Origin of the sequence: Streptomyces sp. G7(2002), assembly GCF_028870195.1 — a bacterium.
In the GTDB taxonomy this organism is placed as follows: domain Bacteria; phylum Actinomycetota; class Actinomycetes; order Streptomycetales; family Streptomycetaceae; genus Streptomyces; species Streptomyces nigrescens.
Window position 1 is genome coordinate 6727661 of the sequence record NZ_CP102609.1, and the last position, 19467, is coordinate 6747127.

Genomic DNA, 19467 nt, shown 5'->3' on the forward strand with positions numbered 1-19467 from the left:
TCTGCTCCGGAGAGGCGGACCGGGCGCTTCCGCTTTCGGGCGGGCGACGGCCCGCCCCGTCCCCGTACATCCGCGCTCGGCACCGCCCGTCCCCGGGAGATATCGACGCACAACCCGGGAAGCAGACGAGGTCCGTGACCGCTCTGGCTCGGTGGTGTCTCAGGCGCCGCATCGTGGTGATCGTGCTCTGGCTCGCCGCCTTCGCGGGGGTCGCCGTGGCCGCCGGGGTGACGGGGGCCGCGTACTCGAACAACTACGAGGTACCCGGGACCGAATCCGGGCAGGCGAGCGCCCGTATGGCGAAGGCCTTCCCGGAGCGCTCCGGGGACAGCGACACCCTCGTGTGGCACACGGACTCCGGAACGGTGCGCTCCGCCGCCGTGAAGAAGACCATGCGGCACACCCTGGAGAAGATCGCCGCCCTGCCCGGTGTCTCCGAGGTGGAGAGCCCCTACGGCAGGCACGCCGACGGCGCCGGCGCACGGCAGATCAGCAAGGACGGGCACACCGCCTACGCCTCCGTGCTCTTCGATCGGCGCACCGACGACCTGGACGTCGACCAGGTCCAGAAGGTCGTCGACACCGCGCAGACCGCGTCCCGCCCGGGCCTCCAGGTCGAGCTGGGCGGCGCCGGCATCGCGCTGACCGAGGCGCCCCGGGCCCAGCTCCCGGAAATCATCGGGCTGTGCGCCGCGGCCGTGGTGCTCTTCCTCGCCTTCGGCTCGCTCGCCGCGACCTTCCTGCCGATCATCACCGCGCTCGCCGCCGTCGGCACCGCCTCGGCCGGTATCACCCTGCTCAGCCACGCCATGACCGTCGCCGACTTCGCCCCCATGCTCGGCATGCTGATCGGGCTCGGCGTCGGCATCGACTACGCGCTGTTCATCGTCACCCGGCACCGCAAGGGCCTCCGGGAGGGCCTGCCGGTCGACGAGGCGGCCACCCGGGCCGTCGCGGTGTCCGGGCGCGCGGTCGTCTTCGCCGGTGCCACGGTCTGTATCGCCCTGCTGGGCATGCTGATCCTGCGGCTGAGCTTCCTCAACGGAGTCGCCCTCGCCGCCTCGCTCACCGTCGTCCTGACCGTGGCCGCCGCCGTCACCCTGCTGCCGGCGCTCCTCGGGCTGATCGGGATGCGGGCGCTGAGCCGTCGCGAGCGCCGCCGGCTGGCCGAGCAGGGGCCGCGGCCCGAGCGGACCACCGGTATCGCCGCCCGCTGGTCCGGCTTCGTCGAGCGGCATCCCAAACTGCTGGGCACCGTCGCGGCGGCCGTCATGCTCGCCCTGGCGCTGCCGGCCTTCGGTCTGCATCTGGGCACCTCCGACCAGGGCAACAACCCGGCCACGTCGACCACCCGCAAGGCGTACGACCTGCTCGCGGGCGACGGTCACGGGAGCGGCTTCGGCCCCGGCTCCAACGGGCCGCTGACGCTCGTCGGCACCCTGGACGGCGCCAAGGACCGGATCGCGTTCGACGCCCTGCCGGACCGGCTGCGGGACACCCCCGGCGTCGCCCGGGTCAGCCGTCCCGCGTTCGACGGCGGGCACAGCACCGGCGTGATCACCGTCGTACCCACCAGCTCACCGCAGTCCCGGCAGACCTCCGACCTGGTGGAACGCCTGCGGACGGAGGTGCTGCCCAAGGCCGGGGGCGCGGCCACGCTGCGGGTACAGGTCGGCGGGATCACCGCAAGCTATGACGACTTCGCCTCCCTCATCGTCGGCAAACTGCCGCTCTTCATCGGCGTGGTGATCGCCCTGGGCTCGGTCCTGCTGCTGCTCGCCTTCCGCAGCATCGGCATCCCGCTCAAGGCCGCGCTGATGAATGTCGCGGCCGTGGCGTCGTCCTTCGGGATCGTGGTCGCGGTCTTCCAGTGGGGCTGGGGCAGCGAACTGCTGGGGCTGGGCAGCGCCGGCCCGATCGAACCGTTCCTGCCGGTCATCATGGTGTCGGTGCTCTTCGGCCTGTCCATGGACTACCAGGTCTTCCTGGTCTCCCGGATGTACGAGGAGTGGCAGCTGACGCACAACAACCGCCGGGCGGTACGGGTCGGCCTCGCCGAGACCAGCCGCGTGATCAACTCTGCGGCGGTCATCATGATCGCGGTGTTCGGGGCCTTCGTCCTCAGCGGCGACCGGATCATCGCGATGTTCGGCATCGGCCTGGCCGCCGCCGTCGCCCTGGACGCCTTCGTACTCCGCACACTGCTGGTGCCCGCCCTGATGCATCTGCTGGGCGGCGCCAACTGGTGGCTGCCGTCCTGGCTCGACCGGTGGCTGCCCCGGATCAGCATCGAGCCGCCGCCGGAGCCGGGCGCGGTACGGCTGCCCGGCCCCCAGGACGGGGAAAAGCCGCTGGTGAGGGCCTAGGGCCGGTACCTGGACCCCGGTCCCGGGCCGCCGGTGCGCGATGTCCACGACCGGCGTGTCGCCGACTGTCGCCCGCTCACCGCCGCCGTTCTCATCCGACTCTCAGACGCGGCGCCTACGGTCGCGCCCATGGGTACCAGGACGACCGAGAAGAAGACCGACGACGAGAAGACCGTGCCGGCGCAGACCGCCACGGAGACGGCCGCGATCCCGGAGGCCACCGAGGCCGAGGCGGCCGGGAAGGCCGCCGCCAAGGCCGACGAGCAGACCGATGACAACGCCGCCCTCGCCGCGCAGGACGAGGCCAGTGACCTCGACGCGGGCGACGGCACCGACGAGCCCGGCCCGGACACCACCCCCGCAGCGACCTCCAACGGGATCGCCGCCGGCGCCGGTGCCGTCGTCGCCGCGGGGCTCGGCCTCGCGTCCGTGACCGGCACCTGGCTCGGTACGACGATGGCCGAGCGGGCCAACCTGCTGGGGCAGATCAAGCTCCAGTCGGGCAAGGCCCAGGCCGCCGAGCAGATCTCCGCCGTCTACGGCGCCTCCTGGCACACCAACGCCATGGTCAACGGCTTCTTCGCGCTCCTCGCCGTGATCGCCGGCGCCGTGGTGCTCACCCGCTCGCGCGCCACCTGGGTGCGGGCCGTGGCCTGGGGCGGACTGGCGCTGGGCGCGCTGGGCATCCTGATCTCCGCGGGCATGTACCTCGACCTCTTCGGCGGCATGCCCACCGTCCCCAAGATGCCGGCCGGCGGACCTGCTGCTCCGTAACACGGAAGCCGACGCCCGCCCAAGACCCACCGGTCCGTCCGGTGGGTCTTTGCCGTTCGGCGGGGGCGCGGCGGCCCCGCTGCCTCCGCTCCGGTGGCCGAAGCGACAGTTACCACCCCGTGTCACACCGGAAGCCGCAAGTTGATTGAGCCCTCACAGTCACCGAACTAACATGGGTAACTACCCTGTGTAGATCATTAGTTGGCCGGAAGGCCGCTAGTCGGCCGATGAGGTGAGATCCGCGAACAACTCCGTCGAACCCTCCTCCTTTCCGGATGATTCCGGAGCGGACTATTTCATCCGCGAGTACCGCACCGCCGTGAACCCCGCCCGGCGCGACCTCCTGGAGAACAAGCCGCCGCTGCTCCTCCTCAGTACGTCGGCGGACGCCCCGGAGTCCCACACCCACCGGGTCCTCGAAGCGCTGCGCTGGGCACTCGGACCCGAATACAAGCGCGTTCCGCACACGGTGCTGTACGCCGAGGGCGACGTGCCCCTGCTCACCGTCCAGGCGGGCACGGGCCTCGGATTCGACATCCCGCGGCGCTCGACCCCTGACCGCTTCCCCAACTTCTGGCTGATGGCGGATGTCATCGCCCAGATACAGGAAAGCCGTCCGGGCGGCGGCGGCCTGGGGGCGCGGAAGTTACGCGACCACGTCTACCGCCAGCGGGCCGAACGGGGCGGCCTCCCCGGCCTGTTGTGGCACATGGGCGGCACGGACACCGCGCCCATCGGCGGGGTGTACGGCTTCTTCGTCGGGCTCGTATGGCACTCCCTCACCCGGACCCTGCCCCGGTGGATCTGGGCCCGGCGGCAGAACCGCCGCCTCGTCAGGTCCAAGCGCAGCGGCTGGCTCGGCAAACACCTCAACGCGACCGCCGGCGGGGCGCCGGTGTTCGAACTCCTCGACCAGGTAGGGGCCCGCCAGTCGCCCCGGCTGAGTCTGGAGCCCAGCCATCCGCGCCACAAGGAGGGCCTCGCCGCCCTCGAACTCCTGCTGCTGCGCGCCCTGCTGGAGGACCTGCGCAAACCCGCCGTCGGACGGCTGCTGCCCAAGCGCCGCCGCAGGGTGGCCCGCCCCGTACTGCTGGTGGAGATTCCGCCGGAGGGCGCCCCGGGAGCCGACGCGGCGGAGCGGTTCCTGCGCGCGTTACACACCCTGCAGGCCGGGCTGGACGGGCCCGGTCCGCTCGTCATCGCGGTCGGCCATCCCTCCGGCTCCCTGCAGGCCGATCTGGGCGTGGAGCGCACCAACCTCCGCCGGGCGAGCAGCCTGCTCCACTCCAGCAACCCGCGGCCGGTCCTGGTGCCCCTGGAGGACGAGCCCTTCGAGCGCCCCGGACTGCAGATTCCCCCGGTACAGCCGCGGAAGTTCACGATGGGCTGGCGCGCCGTGACCGTCGTCGAACTGACCGCGCTGGCCACGCTCCTGGTCGGCGGCGCCTTCGCGCCCGGTTTCTGGGAAACGCCGCCGGACACCCGGTGCGTGGGCGGGGACCGGCCGGCCGCGGCCGGCAGTCAGACCGAGCGCGTCGAGGTCAGGCCGAAGGAGTGGTACCAGGATGTGCTGAACCGGATCAAAAAGCAGAACGAGGAGGCCGAGAAGTACGCCGACGCCCGCGCGGTGCGCACTGTCGTGCTCTTCGAATCGACCCCTCCGACAAGTGCCGAGGACACCATCTTCGACGGGGCCATCCCCGAACTGCGCGGGGTCGCCATGTGGCAGCAGCGGCTGATAGAGGACGCCGCTTCGGACGCCTCCCGGGTACCGCTGCGGGTGGAAGTGCGGAAGGCCGGTGCGGGCTTCCGCGAAGCCGTCCGCGCCGTGCGTGACCTCATCAGGGAAGTCGGGCAGGAGAACTCCCGAAAGGCGTACGAGCAGATCGTCGGCGTCCTGGGCTTCGCGCAGAGCACGAAGGAGACCCAGGAGGCCGTGAAGGAACTGGGCGGCATCGGCATGCCGATGGTCGGCACCACCGCGACGGCGGACGAGATGCAACAAAGCGGTTCCTACTGGCCCTTCACGCCGGCCAACAGCACGGAAGCAGGCGTTGAGGCCGCCTTCGCCGCCCATTCCCCCCTCGTGGCGAAGCCGGGGCAGACGGACCCGCACGCGCCGGTGGAATGCGTTCCCGCCGGGCACGCGGTGATCGTACGGACCCCCGACGACCTCTACAGCGAGAGCCTCGCCGACAGGTTCCAGCAGGCCTTCAAGGGGGGTGAGACGGTCATCAGCTTCCGCCAGGACTCACAGCCCTTCGCCACGCAAGCGGGTACGCAGAAGGCGACCACGGCCGACCAGCTCGTCGGCCAGGTGTGCCAGGCCCTGAAGGCCGAACCGGACACCGCCGTCTACTGGACCGCACGGGCGAAGGACTTCACGGCCTTCGTCAGGGCCATGGACACCAACGGGACCTGCATCGAGAACGATCTCACCGTGCTCGGCGGCAATGAGCTGACGAATGTGGCGCTCACCGGCCAGTATGCCGACAAGGACTGGCTGCGGCTGTACCACTCCGCGCACCGCCTCCCCGAGGAGGACAGCCGCGCCAGCGCGAAGACCAAGGACTTCGTGCGCCAGTACAACCGGCAGTATCCGCAGGACCCCTGGAGGCAGGACGGGCACTCCGCGGTTTCCTACGACGCCTTCCACGTCCTGTCCAGGGCTGTGGACAATGCGGGCAGCACCGTGCGGCGGGAATCCGTTCTGACCGCCCTGAGAAACAACATCACCTTCGACGGTGCCACCGGGGTGGTCAGCTTCTCCGAGTTCAGCAGCGGGCCCCCGAAGCGGAAGACCCTGGTGATCCTCCGGCAGTCGGCCGGCGAGCCCGAAGCGGTGGTCGCCTGCGGGGCGTACAGCCTGACGGCACCGAAGCAGCAGGATTCGCCCTGCCGCGACTGACCCTCACCGCATCCGTTTTCCGGGGTCCCTACGGCCCCCGGACACCGTCCCTAGGCATCCGTCCGGATGCCGCCACCAGTTCCTAAGGACCGTACGGGCACGAAGATCGGGAAGTCTCCCGATGTGGCGGACCCTCCTTGGCGACGAGGCTGGAACCACTCGGCACACCGTCGGGGAAGCACCTCACCGCCGTCAGGGGAGACACCATGTACCACTCCGAACTGGAGATGCGGGTCCGCTACGAAGAGCTGCGCCGCGCCGCCGACCGGCAGCGCCTGGTGCGCGAGGCCACCGAGGCCCGGCGCACCGGGATCCGCGGCGCCGCCCGGTCCGGGGCGAACGAACCCGAGGGGCGGGTGAGTGCACGGGGCCGGCGGGCGCGGGTACGCCGCGCCACCGCCTGACCCCGAGGCCCCCGTGCCACACCACACGCCGGCCCCGCAGCCGGCCCGACCGCCCCACGCCCGGCCCCAGGTGCTCACCGCACCGGGCCGGGCGTTCCGGGTACCGGGCCACTCGCTGCGCGCAGTGAAACCCCCTGCCGGATTGTCAGACCCCTGTGCGATGCTCAGCAGCGTGGAGACCAGGTCCGTCAGTCCCGTGTTCGTCGGCCGCGCGGCCGAGCTGGCCGTGTTGGGGGACGCGCTCGACCACATCGCGGCGTCCGGCGAGCCCCAGGCCCTGCTGATCGGCGGGGAGGCAGGGGTCGGAAAGACCCGTCTCATCGAGGAGTTCGGCGAGCTGGCCCGCGCCCGCGGCGCGCTCGTCGCGCTCGGCGGCTGTATCGAGATCGGCTCCGAAGGCCTGCCCTTCGCCCCGTTCTCCGCGATCCTGCACACCCTCAACTGGCATCTGCGCGACGAGCTCGCCGCCGCCGTCGCCGGCCAGGAGGGCGAACTCTCCCGCATCCTGCCCGAATTGGGGGAGACCCCCGGCGAGGCCCATGACGAGGAGATCGGCCGCGCCCGCCTCTTCGAGCTGACCGCCCGCCTCCTGGAGCGGCTCGCCGCGCACCGCACCCTGGTCCTCGTCGTCGAGGACCTCCACTGGGCCGACCGCTCCACCCGCGAGCTGCTCGCTTACCTCCTCAAGGCCCTGCACGACGCCAACGTCCTCCTGGTGGCGACCTACCGCTCGGACGACATCCACCGCCGCCATCCGCTGCGCCCCTTCCTCGCCGAGATCGACCGGATGCGCACGGTCCGGCGCGTCGAGCTGGCCCGCTTCAACCGCGAGGAGGTCCGCTCCCAGATCGCCGGGATCAACGGCAGCGAACCCGAAGAGGACACCGTCGACCGCGTCTACAAGCGCTCCGAGGGCAACGCCTTCTTCGTCGAGGAACTGGCCCGCGGCCTCGCCGACGGCTGTCTGCACGGGCTCAGCGACCCCCTGCGCGATCTGCTGCTGGTGCGCGTCGAGGCGCTGCCCGAGGACGCCCAGCGGGTGGTGCGCACGGCCGCCGAGGGCGGCTCCACGGTCGAACACGAACTCCTCGCCGCCGTCTGCCGGATGCCCGAGGACGACCTCATCGAGGCGCTCCGGGCGGCCGTCGGCAGCAACACCCTCGTGCCCACCCAGGACGGCACGGGCTACCGCTTCCGGCACGCCCTCGCCCGCGAGGCGGTCGTCGACGATCTGCTGCCCGGCGAGCGCACCCGCCTCAACCGCCGCTACGCCGAGGCCCTGGAGGCCAACCCCTCGCTGGTCCGCACCGAGGTCTGCGCCGCCCGGCTGGCCAGCTACTGGTACAAGGCCCATGACGCCGCCAAGGCCCTGCCCGCCGTCCTCGCCGCCTCCGTCCAGGCCCGCCGTCGCCATGCGTACGCCGAGCAGCTGCGGCTGCTGGACCGCGCCCTGGAGCTGTGGGACGACGCGCCCAAGGAGGTCCGCCAGGGCGTGCGCCCGGTCGACTACGCCGAGGCGTATCCGGCCTGCGGATGCGACGACGGCGACGCCCTGCGCTTCCTGGACCTGCTCGCCGAGATCGCGGTGGCCGCCCGGCTGTCCGGCGACAACGAACGCGCCTTCACGATCACCAAGCGCGCCCTGCGCTCGCTGCGCGACGAGAACGACCCTCCCCCAAGCTCTCAACACGGTTCGAGCAGGGGGGACCCCCTTCGCAAGGCCTGGTTCCTGGTGCAGCGCTCCCGGCTCTGCCAGAGCACCGGCCGCGGCAACGGCTGGGCCGACCTGGGCGCCGCACAGGAGCTGGTGCGCGGACTGCCGCCGTCCTCCGTACACGCCGAGGTGATGGCCGCCGTCGCCAGCTGGGCGGTGCTGCACGAGCCGGGACCCGACACCTTGGCGACGGCCGAACGCGCGGTGGAGCTGGCCCAGTTGGTCGGCGACAAAGAGGCCGAGCTCAACTCCCGGCTCACCCTGGCGGGGCTGCGGGTCGACTCCGGCGAGGTCGAGGAAGGCCTCGCCGACTTCCGTACGAGCCTGGACCGCGCCGTCTGCCGCGGCTACTTCGCCGTCATCGCCCGCGGCCATGTCAACCTCCCCTCCGCATTGGAAGGCGTCGGCCGCTCCCGCGAAGCCGTCGAGGTCACCGAGCGGGGCGTCGAACTCACCACCCGCTACGGCCTCAAGGACAGCACCAGCTGGGTGCTGGGCAACCGCGCCGAATCCCTGCAGTCGCTGGGCCGCTGGAAGGAGGCGGGCCGGGCCGTCGCCGACGCCCGCCGCCTCGCGCAGAGCCACCGGGCCATCGCGCTGGCCGCCAGCCGTCGTATCGATCTCGCGCTGAACGAGGGAGACCTCGCCGAGGCCGAGCGCGAACTGGCCGTCGCCCAGGAGCACTACGGCACCCACGATCCCCAGCCGCAGCACGCCATCGTCATGGCGCAGCACGCCCTGCGCGTCGCCGCCCGCCAGGGCCGCCTCCTCGACGCCCGCAGCATCCTCCAGCAGGCCCTGGACGCCGGCTTCCCGCCCGGCACCCACCGCTATGCCTGGCCGCTGCTGTGGGCGGCCACCACCGCCGAAGCGGACGCCCGCGGACTGCCCGCCGCCGAGCCCGGCCGGGCCGTGATCCTCGCCCGCATCCGGGACGCCGCCAAGCGGCTGCCGCAGCTCAGCCCGGTCTGGTCGGCGTACGGCCTCGCGGTCGACGCCGAACTCCGCCGTGCCGAGGGCCGCGAGACCCCCGACGCCTGGGCCGGGGCGGTCGCCGCCTTCGAGCCCCTGGAGCGCCCGCACGAACTCGCCCGGGCCTGCTACCGCTGGGCCGAATCACTCCTCCACGGCAGCGAGCGGGCCACCGCCGGACTGCACGGCCGCACCCCGCGCGAGGCCGCCGTCCTCCTCCTCACCCAGGCGCACACCGCCGCCGTGACGATGGGCGCCCGCCCGCTCGCCGACGAACTCGAACTCCTCGCCCAGCGGGCCCGTATCCCGCTGCCGGGCCTGACACCGGCTGACACAGCCGGGACGGCCGGTACGCCCGCCGGTAACGGCCGCGCCGCCACCCAGGCGCCTGCCCCTTCCGACACCGCCCCCGCCGCATCCCTCGGCCTGACCCCGCGCGAACGCGACGTGCTGCGGCTGGTAGCCGACGGCCGCAGCAACCGCCAGATAGCCGACGCCCTCTTCATCTCCCCGAAGACCGCCAGCGTCCATGTCTCCAACATCCTCGCCAAGCTGGGCGTCTCCGGCCGGGGCGAGGCGGGCGCGGTGGCGCACCGCCTGCGCCTGTTCGGCGAGCCGACACCGGGCTAGGCCGGGTCCGATGGGTCATGGCCCCGCGGCCGCCCGGGCGTCCTGACGACGACGGTGCCCGAGGAGAGATCGATCGGGCCCCTGCCGGGGTCGCCGTCACCCACGTCATCGACGACGAGCGACATCTTCTGCCGCTCCTCGTCGGTGTGTTTGCGCCCCCGGTGCGAACAGTTCCTCCGCGATGTTGAACATGGTGCCCTGCCCCCTCTTCGGCGTGAGCGCACCCGTCCCCCTGCCACCCGAGTGTAGGCAGGACATCCGAAAAGGGGATCTGCCGGATCAGCTCACCTTGAGGCGGAGAATCCGGTCATCGCCCTTGTGCGGGGTGCCCCGTCCGTCGGTGTTGCTGGTGACCAGCCACAACGCCCCGTCGTCGGCCGCCACGACGGTCCGCAGCCTTCCGTAGGTGCCCTTCAAGAAGGCCTGCGGAGCGGCCACCGGCTTCGTCCCGTTCAGCGGGATCCGCCACAGCCGTTCGCCGCGCAGCGAGGCCATCCAGATCGAGCCCTTGGCGTAGGCGATCCCGCTGGGCGAGGCGTCCGCGGTCTTCCACTGCTCGACCGGGTCCACGAACCCGGGGCCCTTCGATCCGCCCTTGGCCTCGCCCTCGACCTCCGGCCAGCCGTAGTTCTTGCCCGGCTCGATGAGATTGAGCTCGTCCCAGGTGTCCTGCCCGAACTCCGAGGCCCACAGCCGCTTGTCGCCGTCCCAGGCCAGCCCCTGCACATTGCGGTGGCCGTAGTCGTACACCACCGAATCCGCCTCGGGGTTGCCGTGCGCCGGCTCGCCTTCCGGCGTCATCCGCAGGATCTTGCCGGCCGGGGAGTCCTTGTCCTGGGCCAGCCCGCTGTCACCGGTCTCGCCGGTGCCGACGTAGAGCATCTTGTCCGGGCCGAACGCGATCCGGCCGCCGTTGTGGAGCTGGCCCTTGGGGATGCCCTTGAAGATCGTGTCGGGCGCGCCCAGCTGATTGCCCTGCGGACGCTTCTCGTCGTAGTTCATGCGGGCGATGCGGTTGTCGGACGCGGTGGTGAAGTACGCGTACACCTGGTGGTCCGCGCCGAACGTCGAGGACACCGCGATCCCCAGCAGCCCGCCCTCGCCCCCCGGGTCCACACCCGGCACCGACCCCAGCTCGGTCTTCTTCCCGGTGTCCGCCGAGACCCGGACGATCTTTCCGGTGTCACGGGAGGCGACCAGCAGATCCCCGCCCGGCAGCACCGCCACACCCCACGGCGACGTCAGGCCGGTGGTCAGGGTCCTGGTCACCTTCACCGAGCCCTTGGCGGGCGGTGCGGTGGAGGACGGCTTGGCGCCCGGTGAAGCGGTGGCGCCGGGGCTCTTCGACGGGGCGGCGGCGGAGTTGTCACCGCCCTGGGGCGCGCCGCCGGACGAGCAGCCCGCTACCAGGAGCAGCGAAGCGGCGGCCAACACGGCGGTCTGGGAACGGCGTTGCACGGCAGGGTCCTCTCGTCGGCAGGGCGTGGACAAGAACACCACATCGCGCGCCGCGGCGCCGCGCCCTGTGGGTTCCGGAGCCACTCCCACCTGCCATGATCCGGCGCGGCCGGCCGGGCCGCGAGCGGGGCGGGCCCGCGGACCGGACCGGGCGCGGCAGGTCCCGTGGCGGGCGCGTCGGGCTCACGGGGCGACGCCTCGCCGCGGCCGGACGGGGGAACGGGCTCAGGCGAAGACGCCCCCTAGTACCAGGACCCGCGCGCCGGCGGCAGCGCGGCGATCTCCGCCAGATCCTCGCGGGTGAGCGTCAGATCCACCGCCTTGGCGTTCTGCGCCGCCCAGCGTTCCTTCTTCGTGCCCGGTACCGGGACGACATGCCGGCCCTGCGCCAGCGCCCACGCCAGCGCCACCTGCCCCGGCGTCGCACCGTAGCGGGCGCCGACCCGCCGCAGCCCGGCCACCACCGGCTGGTTCGCGGCCATCATCTCCGCGGTGAAGCGGGGGTGGCGGGCCCGTATGTCCTCCCGTTCGAAGCCCTGCCCCGGGGTGAGGGTGCCGGTCAGATAGCCGTTCCCCAGCGGCATCGCCGCAAGGAAGCCGACACCCCGCGACTCACACCACGGCAGCAGCGCCTCCAGCGCCTCCGGCGACCACACCGACAGCTCGGCCTGCACACTGCTGACCGGGAACACCTGCTGGATCCGCTCCAGTTGGGCCAGCGTGCCGTCGTGCATCCGGGAGCGGCGACGCCCCGCGCCGGCCGGCCGCCGCTCCGTACGGGCCGTGCGGGCCGGCCGTACCGCCCGTGCGCCCACCGCGCACAGCCCCAGCGACCGCACCTTCCCGGCCGCCACCAGCTCCGCCATCGCCCCCCAGGTCTCCTCTATGGGCACCTCGGGATCGGCCCGGTGCAGCTGGTAGAGGTCGATACGGTCGGTCTGCAGCCGGCGCAGCGAGGCATCGCAGGCCCGCTTGACGTAGCCGGGCCGCCCATTGGCGACGATGTGCTGCTCACCCACCAGCAGTCCGCATTTGGTCGACACGAACGCGTCCGCCCGCCGCTCCTTGAGCACCCGCCCCACCAGCAGCTCATTGGTGAACGGGCCGTACATGTCGGCGGTGTCCAGCAGGCTGCAGCCCCGGTCCAGCGCGGTGTGCACGGCCTGCAGCGAGCTGTCCAAGCTGCGCTGCGACTCGGTGTACCCCCAGCTCATCGGCATACAGCCGAGTCCGATGGCGCCCACTTCGAGGGCCGCCGCACCGATTGTCCTGCGCTCCACCTGGTTGTGCCTCCGTCCCCTCGCCCCCGGTCAAGGGCCAGACCAAACTAACGTCTGAACAGAACGTCTCTTCGCATAGCCTCGGGGCATGGCAACACCGGACCAGCGCACCGACGCACGCGACGTATGGCTCCCGATCCCGCCCGACGAGATCGAGGGCCTCCCCGACGGTCTCCACTACGTCCACTGGGACGCCGGCCCCGACTACCCGGCCGACCCCGCCCGGTGCGCCTTCTATGCCGTTCCCTATATGAAGAGCCCGGAGATCCTCCTGAGCCCGCTGGCCCGGATGAGCCGGGTACGGGCGGTGCAGACGCTCACCGCCGGCATCGACCACATACTCCCGGGGCTGTCCGACATGCCGTCCGGTGCCCAACTGTGCAACGCCCGCGGGCTCCACGACGCCAGCACCGCGGAGCTGGCGCTCACCCTGATCCTCGCGGCGCTGCGCGGCATCCCGGGCTTCGTCCGGGCCCAGGACGCGGGGGAGTGGCGGCCGGACTTCCGCCCGGCGCTCGCCGACAAGTCGGTCCTCATTGTGGGCTATGGTTCGATCGGCAGTGCCATCGAAGACCGGCTCACACCCTTTGAATGTGCGCGGGTCGTGCGCATCGCACGCACCGCGCGTGACACAGTGCGCGGTCCTGTGCATCCACTCTCCGACCTGTCCGCCCTCTTGCCCGACGCGGACGTCGTCGTGCTGGCGACTCCGCTCACCGACGCCACCCGTGGCCTGGTAGGAAGCCGATTCCTGGGGCGGATGAAGGACGGCGCACTGCTGGTGAACATCGCGCGCGGCGGAGTCGTCGACACCGACGCACTGCTCGCCGAGCTGGAATCCGGACGGCTGTACGCGGCGCTCGATGTCACCGACCCGGAACCCCTGCCCGCCGGACATCCGCTGTGGCACGCTCCCGGCGTACTCATCACTCCACACGTCGCCGGCCCCAGCTCTGCCTTTCTGCCCCGTGCGAAGCGGCTGCTGAGGGACCAGTTGACGCTTTTCGCGGCCGGAGAGCCCCTGCGAAACGTGGTCGCCACCGCCCACTGAAAGCAGTTGCGCGTAGCGCTACGAGGCCGTACGACTGCAAGGAGTGTTCGCTCTTCGCTCTTAGTCACGCTCCGTAGAGACGCTATGTCCCTGAGTGACGGAACTGGTGTATCGTCCCGAGCGGGGACGACGCCGGGAAAGACGCGGCGCGTGCGAACGATCCGGGACTCGAGGGGGGCGACGGGCGATGTACGGCCGATGGACGAGTAGCGAGAAGCACGATCCGCGAGCGCCCGCGGGAATACTGCGAGGACCCCAGGAGCATCGCTCGCGACGGCGCCCGGTGCGGGTGAGCGGGAGAATCCGGTGAGCGCCCCCGGGGCGATGCTCTCCAGGCCACCGGCATCGGCCGGCAGTCCACCGAGCGCGGTGCCCCAGATCGTGCTGGCCGTGGTCTGCGGCGGCTATGCCATCGGCGCCGCGTTCGGCTGGGGATCGCCCGAAGTCGCGGCCATCATGGGGGACTTCGGCCTCAGCTTCGCGGCGTTCCTGGCGGCCGTCTCCTGCGGGCTGTACGCACGCAAGCGCCGCAGCCGGTTCCGTCCGGCCTGGATGCTGTTCGCCGCGTCCTCCTGCATGGCCGGCCTCGGCAACGGCGTATGGGGCTGGTACGAGGTCATCGAAGGGATCACGGTACCCAGCCCCTCCCTCGCCGACTTCTGTTTCCTGCTGTTCGCACCGCCGGCCATCGTGGGCCTGCTGGTGCTCGCCAAGAGGCCGGTGACCAGGGCGGGTTGGGTCTGCCTGGGTCTCGACTCCTGGCTGATCGCAGGGTCGCTGGTCACTCTCTCATGGAGCCTCGCGCTCGCGCACACCGCCCATTTCCAGGGCCGCAGCGTGGCCCAGAGCGCACTGTCGCTGGCCTATCCGCTGCTGGACATCGTGCTGGTGAGCATGGTGCTCGCGCTGCACTTCCGGCGCTCCTCGGTGCACCGCTCCGCCATCAACACCGCTGTCGCGGCGCTGGCGTTGACGGTGCTGTGCGACGCCGTGTTCAGCTCGCCGCTGCTGCGCGAGCACTACCGCTCCGGCCAGATCCTGGACGCCGGATGGTTCGCCGGCTCGATGCTGCTCGCGTACGCGCCCTGGGTCGCCCGCCGCGCGGGTGAGGAGTGCACCGCGGAGGAGGCCAAGCCCGCGGCCCGCCGGCTCCAGCCGCACGGCAGCCGCCCCATCGCGGGCTCGCTCGCCGCGCTCACCCCGTATCTCGCCGCCGCCGTCTGCACGCTGGGCATCCTCACCAACGTCCTGGACGGGCGGCGCATCGACCGCGTGGTGCTCTTCACCGGCTGCACGGTCGTCCTCGCGCTGGTCGTCCGCCAGGGCATCATGCTGCTCGACAACATCACCCTCACCCAGGAGCTGGCGCAGAAGGAGAACCACTTCCGCTCCCTGGTGCAGGGCTCCAGCGACGTCATCATGATCGCCGCCCCGACCGGTGTGCTCCGCTATGTGAGCCCGGCCGCCGCCGGTGTCTACGGCCGCGACGCCGAGGAACTGGTCGGCTCCGAACTGGCCTCGCTGATCCACCCCGAGGACCTGGGCCGGGTGGTGCACGAGGTCCGCAGATTCCTCGCCGCGTCCCCCGAGGAGGAACCGACCACCCGCATCGAATGCCGCTTCCGCGCCGGTGAGCAACGCTCCGGAGGTGACGGCTGGCTGAACGTCGAATCCACGGTCAACCGCCACGACGGCGGCCTGATCTTCAACTCCCGCGATGTCACCGAACGCGTCCGGCTGCAGGCCCAGCTCCAGCACAACGCCTCACACGACGCGCTCACCGACCTGCCCAACCGCGCGCTGTTCACCGAACGTGTCACCCAGGCCGTCACCGGCCGCCGGGCCAGCGACCACGACACCGCCGTGCTCTACATCGACCTCGACGGCTTCAAGCAGGTCAACGACACCATCGGCCATCAGGCGGGCGACGAACTGCTGGTGCAGGCGGCCCGCAGGCTCGCCGACTCGGTGCGCTCCGGCGACATAGCGGCGCGGCTGGGCGGCGACGAGTTCGCCGCGCTGATCACCGGCGACGGCACCCGCGACCGGGCCGCCCGGGAGTTCCGTATCCACGAGATCGCCGACCGGCTGCGCATCAAGCTCTCCGAGCCGTACCGCATCGACGGCCGGGACGTGCGGGTGGCGGCCAGCATCGGCGTCGCCTTCGCCGACCCCGGGGTGACCCCCGCGGGCCTGCTGCGCAACGCCGACCTCGCGATGTACCGCGCCAAGCAGGCCGGCAAGGGCCGGGTGGAGCTCTATGCCCCGCAGATGCAGAACGAGGTCGCGCACCGCGCCGAGCTCGCCGGCAAACTCCGTACGGCCCTGACCGACGGCGCGTTCGCGCTGCTGCACCAGCCGGTGGTGGAGCTGGCGACCGGACAGGTCACCGCGGTCGCGGCACACGCCCGCTGGCGCTCGGCCCAGGGCATTCTCTTCACCCCGGCCGAATTCCTGCGGGTCGGCGACCGCGGCCGGCTCGCCGAGGACGGCGACCGCGCCGCGGAGCTGGACCGCTGGCAGCTGGAGGAGGCCGTCGAGCAGGCCGCGGCGCGCCACCGGGCCGGCTATCCGGTCCCGGTCGCCGTCCGGCTCTCCGCCCGCCGGCTGCTGGACCACGCGCTGTCCCCCAAGGGTGTCGAGTCGCTGCTCACCCGGCACGGTCTGCCCTCGCGCGCGCTCGTCGTGGAGCTGTCCGAAAGCGATCCCCGTATCCCGCTGGACGACCTGGAGCGCCGGCTGGTCGCGCTGCGCCGGCTGGGCGTACGGATCGCCCTCGACGGCTTCGGCAGCGGGTACGCCGCCATCAGCGCGCTGCGCCGGCTCCCGGTCGACGTACTGCGGCTGGACCGCGGGCTGGTGGACGGTGTGGTGGAGTCCGCCCGGCTGCACAAGATCACCGCGGGGCTGCTGCGGATCGCCGGCGACCTGGGCATGCAGTCCGTCGCGGACGGCGTCGATCTGCCCGAGCAGGTCCTCGCGCTGCGCTCCATGGGCTGTACGCACGGCATGGGCGCGGCCTTCTCCGGGCCGCTCGACGAACACCGGCTGCGGCGGTCCCTGACACACGCCCACTATCCGGTGCCGGACGTGGCGGGCCAGGGCCGCGCGGTGGTGCTCACCGGCAGCGGTCTGCCCGCCCGGCAGGGCGGCCCCGTGGGTCCGGAATCGCTCGTGCATCCGCCATTGCGCTCAAATAGTGAGACCTCCGTCCCACCCACTTGACACTCGGTGCACGGCGGGGGGAGGGTCAGTGCCATGCGCACCCGAATTCTCGTACTTGGAAAGCGCGTCGGCTGAAGCTGGTCCCTGACGAAACCAGCTCATCGCACCGACGCGCTCCCCTCGCTTGCCACCTGGCACGGGGGGTTTTTTGTTGCACAGCAACCTCACAAATCCCGTCAAAACCCTCAGCTTCGAGAAGAGACGCAGATGACCGAGCAGGCCTCCGGGGCCCACCATCCGCAGCCGCGGGCCCGTAACGCCGGCGGACCGCAGCAGCCCGCCACCGTCGAGCACGTCACGGGTGCGCAGTCCCTCATCCGTTCGCTCGAGGAGGTCGGGGCCGACACCGTGTTCGGCATTCCCGGCGGTGCGATCCTTCCGGCGTACGACCCGATGATGGATTCCTCGAAGGTCCGGCACGTCCTGGTGCGTCACGAGCAGGGCGCCGGTCACGCCGCCACGGGATATGCGCAGGCCACCGGCAAGGTCGGCGTGTGCATGGCGACCTCGGGTCCGGGTGCCACCAACCTCGTCACCCCGATCGCCGACGCCCACATGGACTCCGTCCCGCTGGTCGCGATCACCGGTCAGGTCGCGTCCAAGGCGATCGGCACGGACGCGTTCCAGGAAGCGGACATCTGCGGCATCACGATGCCGATCACCAAGCACAACTTCCTGGTCACCGACCCCGCCGAGATCCCCCGGACGATCGCCGAGGCATTCCACATCGCGGCCACCGGCCGCCCCGGCCCGGTCCTGGTCGACATCGCCAAGGACGCGCTCCAGGCACAGACCACCTTCGCCTGGCCGCCGCACACCGAGCTCCCCGGCTACCGCCCGGTGACCAAGCCGCACGCCAAGCAGATCCGTGAGGCCGCCCGGCTGATCGTCGAGTCCAAGCGCCCGGTGCTCTACGTCGGCGGCGGCGTGATGAAGGCCGGCGCGACCGCCGAGCTCAAGGTGCTCGCCGAGCTGACCGGCGCCCCCGTCACCACCACCCTGATGGCGCTGGGCTCCTTCCCCGACAGCCACCCGCAGCACGTCGGGATGCCGGGCATGCACGGTGCGGTCACCGCCGTCACCGCGCTGCAGAAGTCGGACCTGCTGATCACCCTCGGCGCCCGTTTCGACGACCGGGTCACCGGCAAGCTGGACTCCTTCGCGCCGTACGCCAAGGTCGTGCACGCGGACATCGACCCCGCGGAGATCGGCAAGAACCGTGCCGCGGACGTGCCGATCGTCGGTGACGCCCGTGAGGTCATCGCCGACCTGATCGTCGCCGTCCAGGCCGAGTACGACGCCGGCCACCGGGGCGACTACAGCGCCTGGTGGAAGGACCTCAACCGCTGGCGCGACACCTACCCGCTCGGCTACGACCTGCCGGAGGACGGCAGTCTCTCCCCGCAGCAGGTCATCGAGCGGATCGGCGAGCTCGCCCCCGCCGACACCATCTACGCCGCGGGCGTCGGCCAGCACCAGATGTGGGCCGCCCACTTCATCGGCTACGAGCAGCCCTCGACCTGGCTGAACTCCGGCGGCGCCGGGACCATGGGCTACGCCGTCCCCGCCGCGATGGGCGCCAAGGCCGGGCAGCCGGACCGTACGGTCTGGGCGATCGACGGCGACGGCTGCTTCCAGATGACCAACCAGGAACTGGTCACCTGCGCGCTCAACAACATCCCGATCAAGGTCGCGATCATCAACAACGGCGCGCTGGGCATGGTCCGCCAGTGGCAGACCCTGTTCTACAACCAGCGCTACTCCAACACCGTGCTGCACAGCGGCCCCGAGTCCAACGGCCTGGTGACGGCGGGCAAGGCCAGCGGCGGCACCCGCGTCCCGGACTTCGTGAAGCTGTCCGAGGCGATGGGCTGTGTCGCGATGCGCTGTGAGGACCCGGCGGAGCTGGACGCGGTCATCGCCAAGGCCAATGCCATCAACGACCGCCCGGTCGTGATCGACTTCATCGTCCACGAGGACGCCCAGGTGTGGCCGATGGTCGCCGCCGGCACCTCCAACGACGAGGTCATGGCCGCCCGGGGCGTGCGTCCCGACTTCGGCGACAACGAAGACGACTGAGCCCAGGACGTCACGGACGCACGGAAGAAGAGAGAAGACCATGTCCAAGCACACGCTCTCCGTCCTGGTGGAGAACACCCCCGGCATCCTCGCCCGGATCGCCGCCCTGTTCTCCCGCCGCGGCTTCAACATCGACTCCCTCGCGGTCGGGGTCACCGAGCACCCCGACATCTCCCGCATCACCATCGTGGTCAGCGTCGAGTCGCTGCCGCTGGAGCAGGTCACCAAGCAGCTCAACAAGCTCGTCAACGTTCTGAAGATCGTCGAGCTGGAGCCGGGCTCCGCCATCCAGCGCGAACTGGTCCTGGTCAAGGTCCGCGCCGACAACGAGACCCGTTCGCAGATCGTCGAGATCGTCCAGCTCTTCCGCGCCAAGACGGTGGACGTCTCGCCCGAGGCCGTCACCATCGAGGCCACCGGATCCAGTGAAAAGCTGGAGGCGATGCTCAAGATGCTGGAGCCGTACGGCATCAAGGAACTGGTGCAGTCCGGGACCATCGCCATAGGCCGAGGCGCCCGGTCCATCACCGACCGCTCGCTGCGCGCACTGGACCGTACGGCCTGACCGCCGCGGTCCGACCGGACCGTATGGCGAGACCCACCGCC

11 protein-coding genes and 1 pseudogene are annotated in these 19467 nt (G+C 71.5%); 9 read left to right on the forward strand and 3 right to left on the reverse strand.

The window, feature by feature from the left end:
- Positions 1 to 134 precede the first annotated feature (134 nt).
- The 5 genes from NUT86_RS28745 to NUT86_RS28765 all read left to right on the forward strand — a co-directional run bounded on the left by NUT86_RS28745 (position 135) and on the right by NUT86_RS28765 (position 9768).
- On the forward strand, positions 135 to 2366 hold the full coding sequence (locus NUT86_RS28745; RefSeq protein WP_274738288.1) for an MMPL family transporter: 2232 nt from the start codon (positions 135 to 137) through the stop codon (positions 2364 to 2366).
- 129 nt (positions 2367 to 2495) lie between these two features.
- Positions 2496 to 3140: a hypothetical protein gene (locus tag NUT86_RS28750; RefSeq protein ID WP_018087243.1), complete on the forward strand. Its 645-nt coding sequence runs from the start codon at positions 2496 to 2498 to the stop codon at positions 3138 to 3140.
- 232 nt (positions 3141 to 3372) lie between these two features.
- Positions 3373 to 6048 carry an ABC transporter substrate-binding protein gene (locus NUT86_RS28755; protein WP_274738290.1) on the forward strand — a complete coding sequence of 892 codons (2676 nt, stop codon included), beginning with the start codon at positions 3373 to 3375 and terminating at the stop codon, positions 6046 to 6048.
- A 206-nt stretch (positions 6049 to 6254) separates the two neighbouring features.
- Positions 6255 to 6452: a hypothetical protein gene (locus NUT86_RS28760; RefSeq protein ID WP_109892732.1), complete on the forward strand. Its 198-nt coding sequence runs from the start codon at positions 6255 to 6257 to the stop codon at positions 6450 to 6452.
- Positions 6453 to 6612: 160 nt separating this feature from the next.
- Positions 6613 to 9768: a helix-turn-helix transcriptional regulator gene (locus NUT86_RS28765; protein ID WP_274738293.1), complete on the forward strand. Its 3156-nt coding sequence runs from the start codon at positions 6613 to 6615 to the stop codon at positions 9766 to 9768.
- Here NUT86_RS28765 and NUT86_RS28770 read toward each other — a convergent pair.
- From NUT86_RS28770 to NUT86_RS28780, 3 genes and pseudogenes are all read right to left on the reverse strand, one after another.
- Positions 9765 to 9960: pseudogene (locus tag NUT86_RS28770) on the reverse strand (DUF6191 domain-containing protein). The gene NUT86_RS28765 and the pseudogene NUT86_RS28770 sit on opposite strands and share 4 nt — an antisense overlap.
- 87 nt (positions 9961 to 10047) lie before the next feature.
- The gene (locus NUT86_RS28775; protein WP_274738294.1) at positions 10048 to 11226 is read right to left on the reverse strand and encodes a PQQ-dependent sugar dehydrogenase; all 1179 of its coding nucleotides are present in this window, start codon (positions 11224 to 11226) and stop codon (positions 10048 to 10050) included.
- Positions 11227 to 11468: 242 nt separating this feature from the next.
- The gene (locus NUT86_RS28780) at positions 11469 to 12506 is read right to left on the reverse strand and encodes an aldo/keto reductase (RefSeq protein WP_018087237.1); all 1038 of its coding nucleotides are present in this window, start codon (positions 12504 to 12506) and stop codon (positions 11469 to 11471) included.
- 88 nt (positions 12507 to 12594) lie between these two features.
- Here NUT86_RS28780 and NUT86_RS28785 point away from each other — a divergent pair, with 88 nt between their 5' ends.
- The 4 genes from NUT86_RS28785 (at position 12595) to ilvN (ending at position 19426) form a co-directional block, all read left to right on the forward strand.
- Complete coding sequence (locus NUT86_RS28785; protein WP_274738296.1) at positions 12595 to 13557, forward strand: 2-hydroxyacid dehydrogenase; 963 nt, start codon at positions 12595 to 12597, stop codon at positions 13555 to 13557.
- Positions 13558 to 13863: 306 nt separating this feature from the next.
- Positions 13864 to 16782 carry a putative bifunctional diguanylate cyclase/phosphodiesterase gene (locus tag NUT86_RS28790; RefSeq protein WP_159486011.1) on the forward strand — a complete coding sequence of 973 codons (2919 nt, stop codon included), beginning with the start codon at positions 13864 to 13866 and terminating at the stop codon, positions 16780 to 16782.
- 207 nt (positions 16783 to 16989) lie between these two features.
- On the forward strand, positions 16990 to 18861 hold the full coding sequence (locus tag NUT86_RS28795) for an acetolactate synthase large subunit (RefSeq protein ID WP_018087234.1): 1872 nt from the start codon (positions 16990 to 16992) through the stop codon (positions 18859 to 18861).
- 40 nt (positions 18862 to 18901) lie between these two features.
- Positions 18902 to 19426 (forward strand): acetolactate synthase small subunit, encoded by a 525-nt coding sequence (ilvN, locus tag NUT86_RS28800; RefSeq protein ID WP_018087233.1) that lies wholly within the window; start codon positions 18902 to 18904, stop codon positions 19424 to 19426.
- The last annotated feature ends 41 nt before the right edge of the window (positions 19427 to 19467 follow it).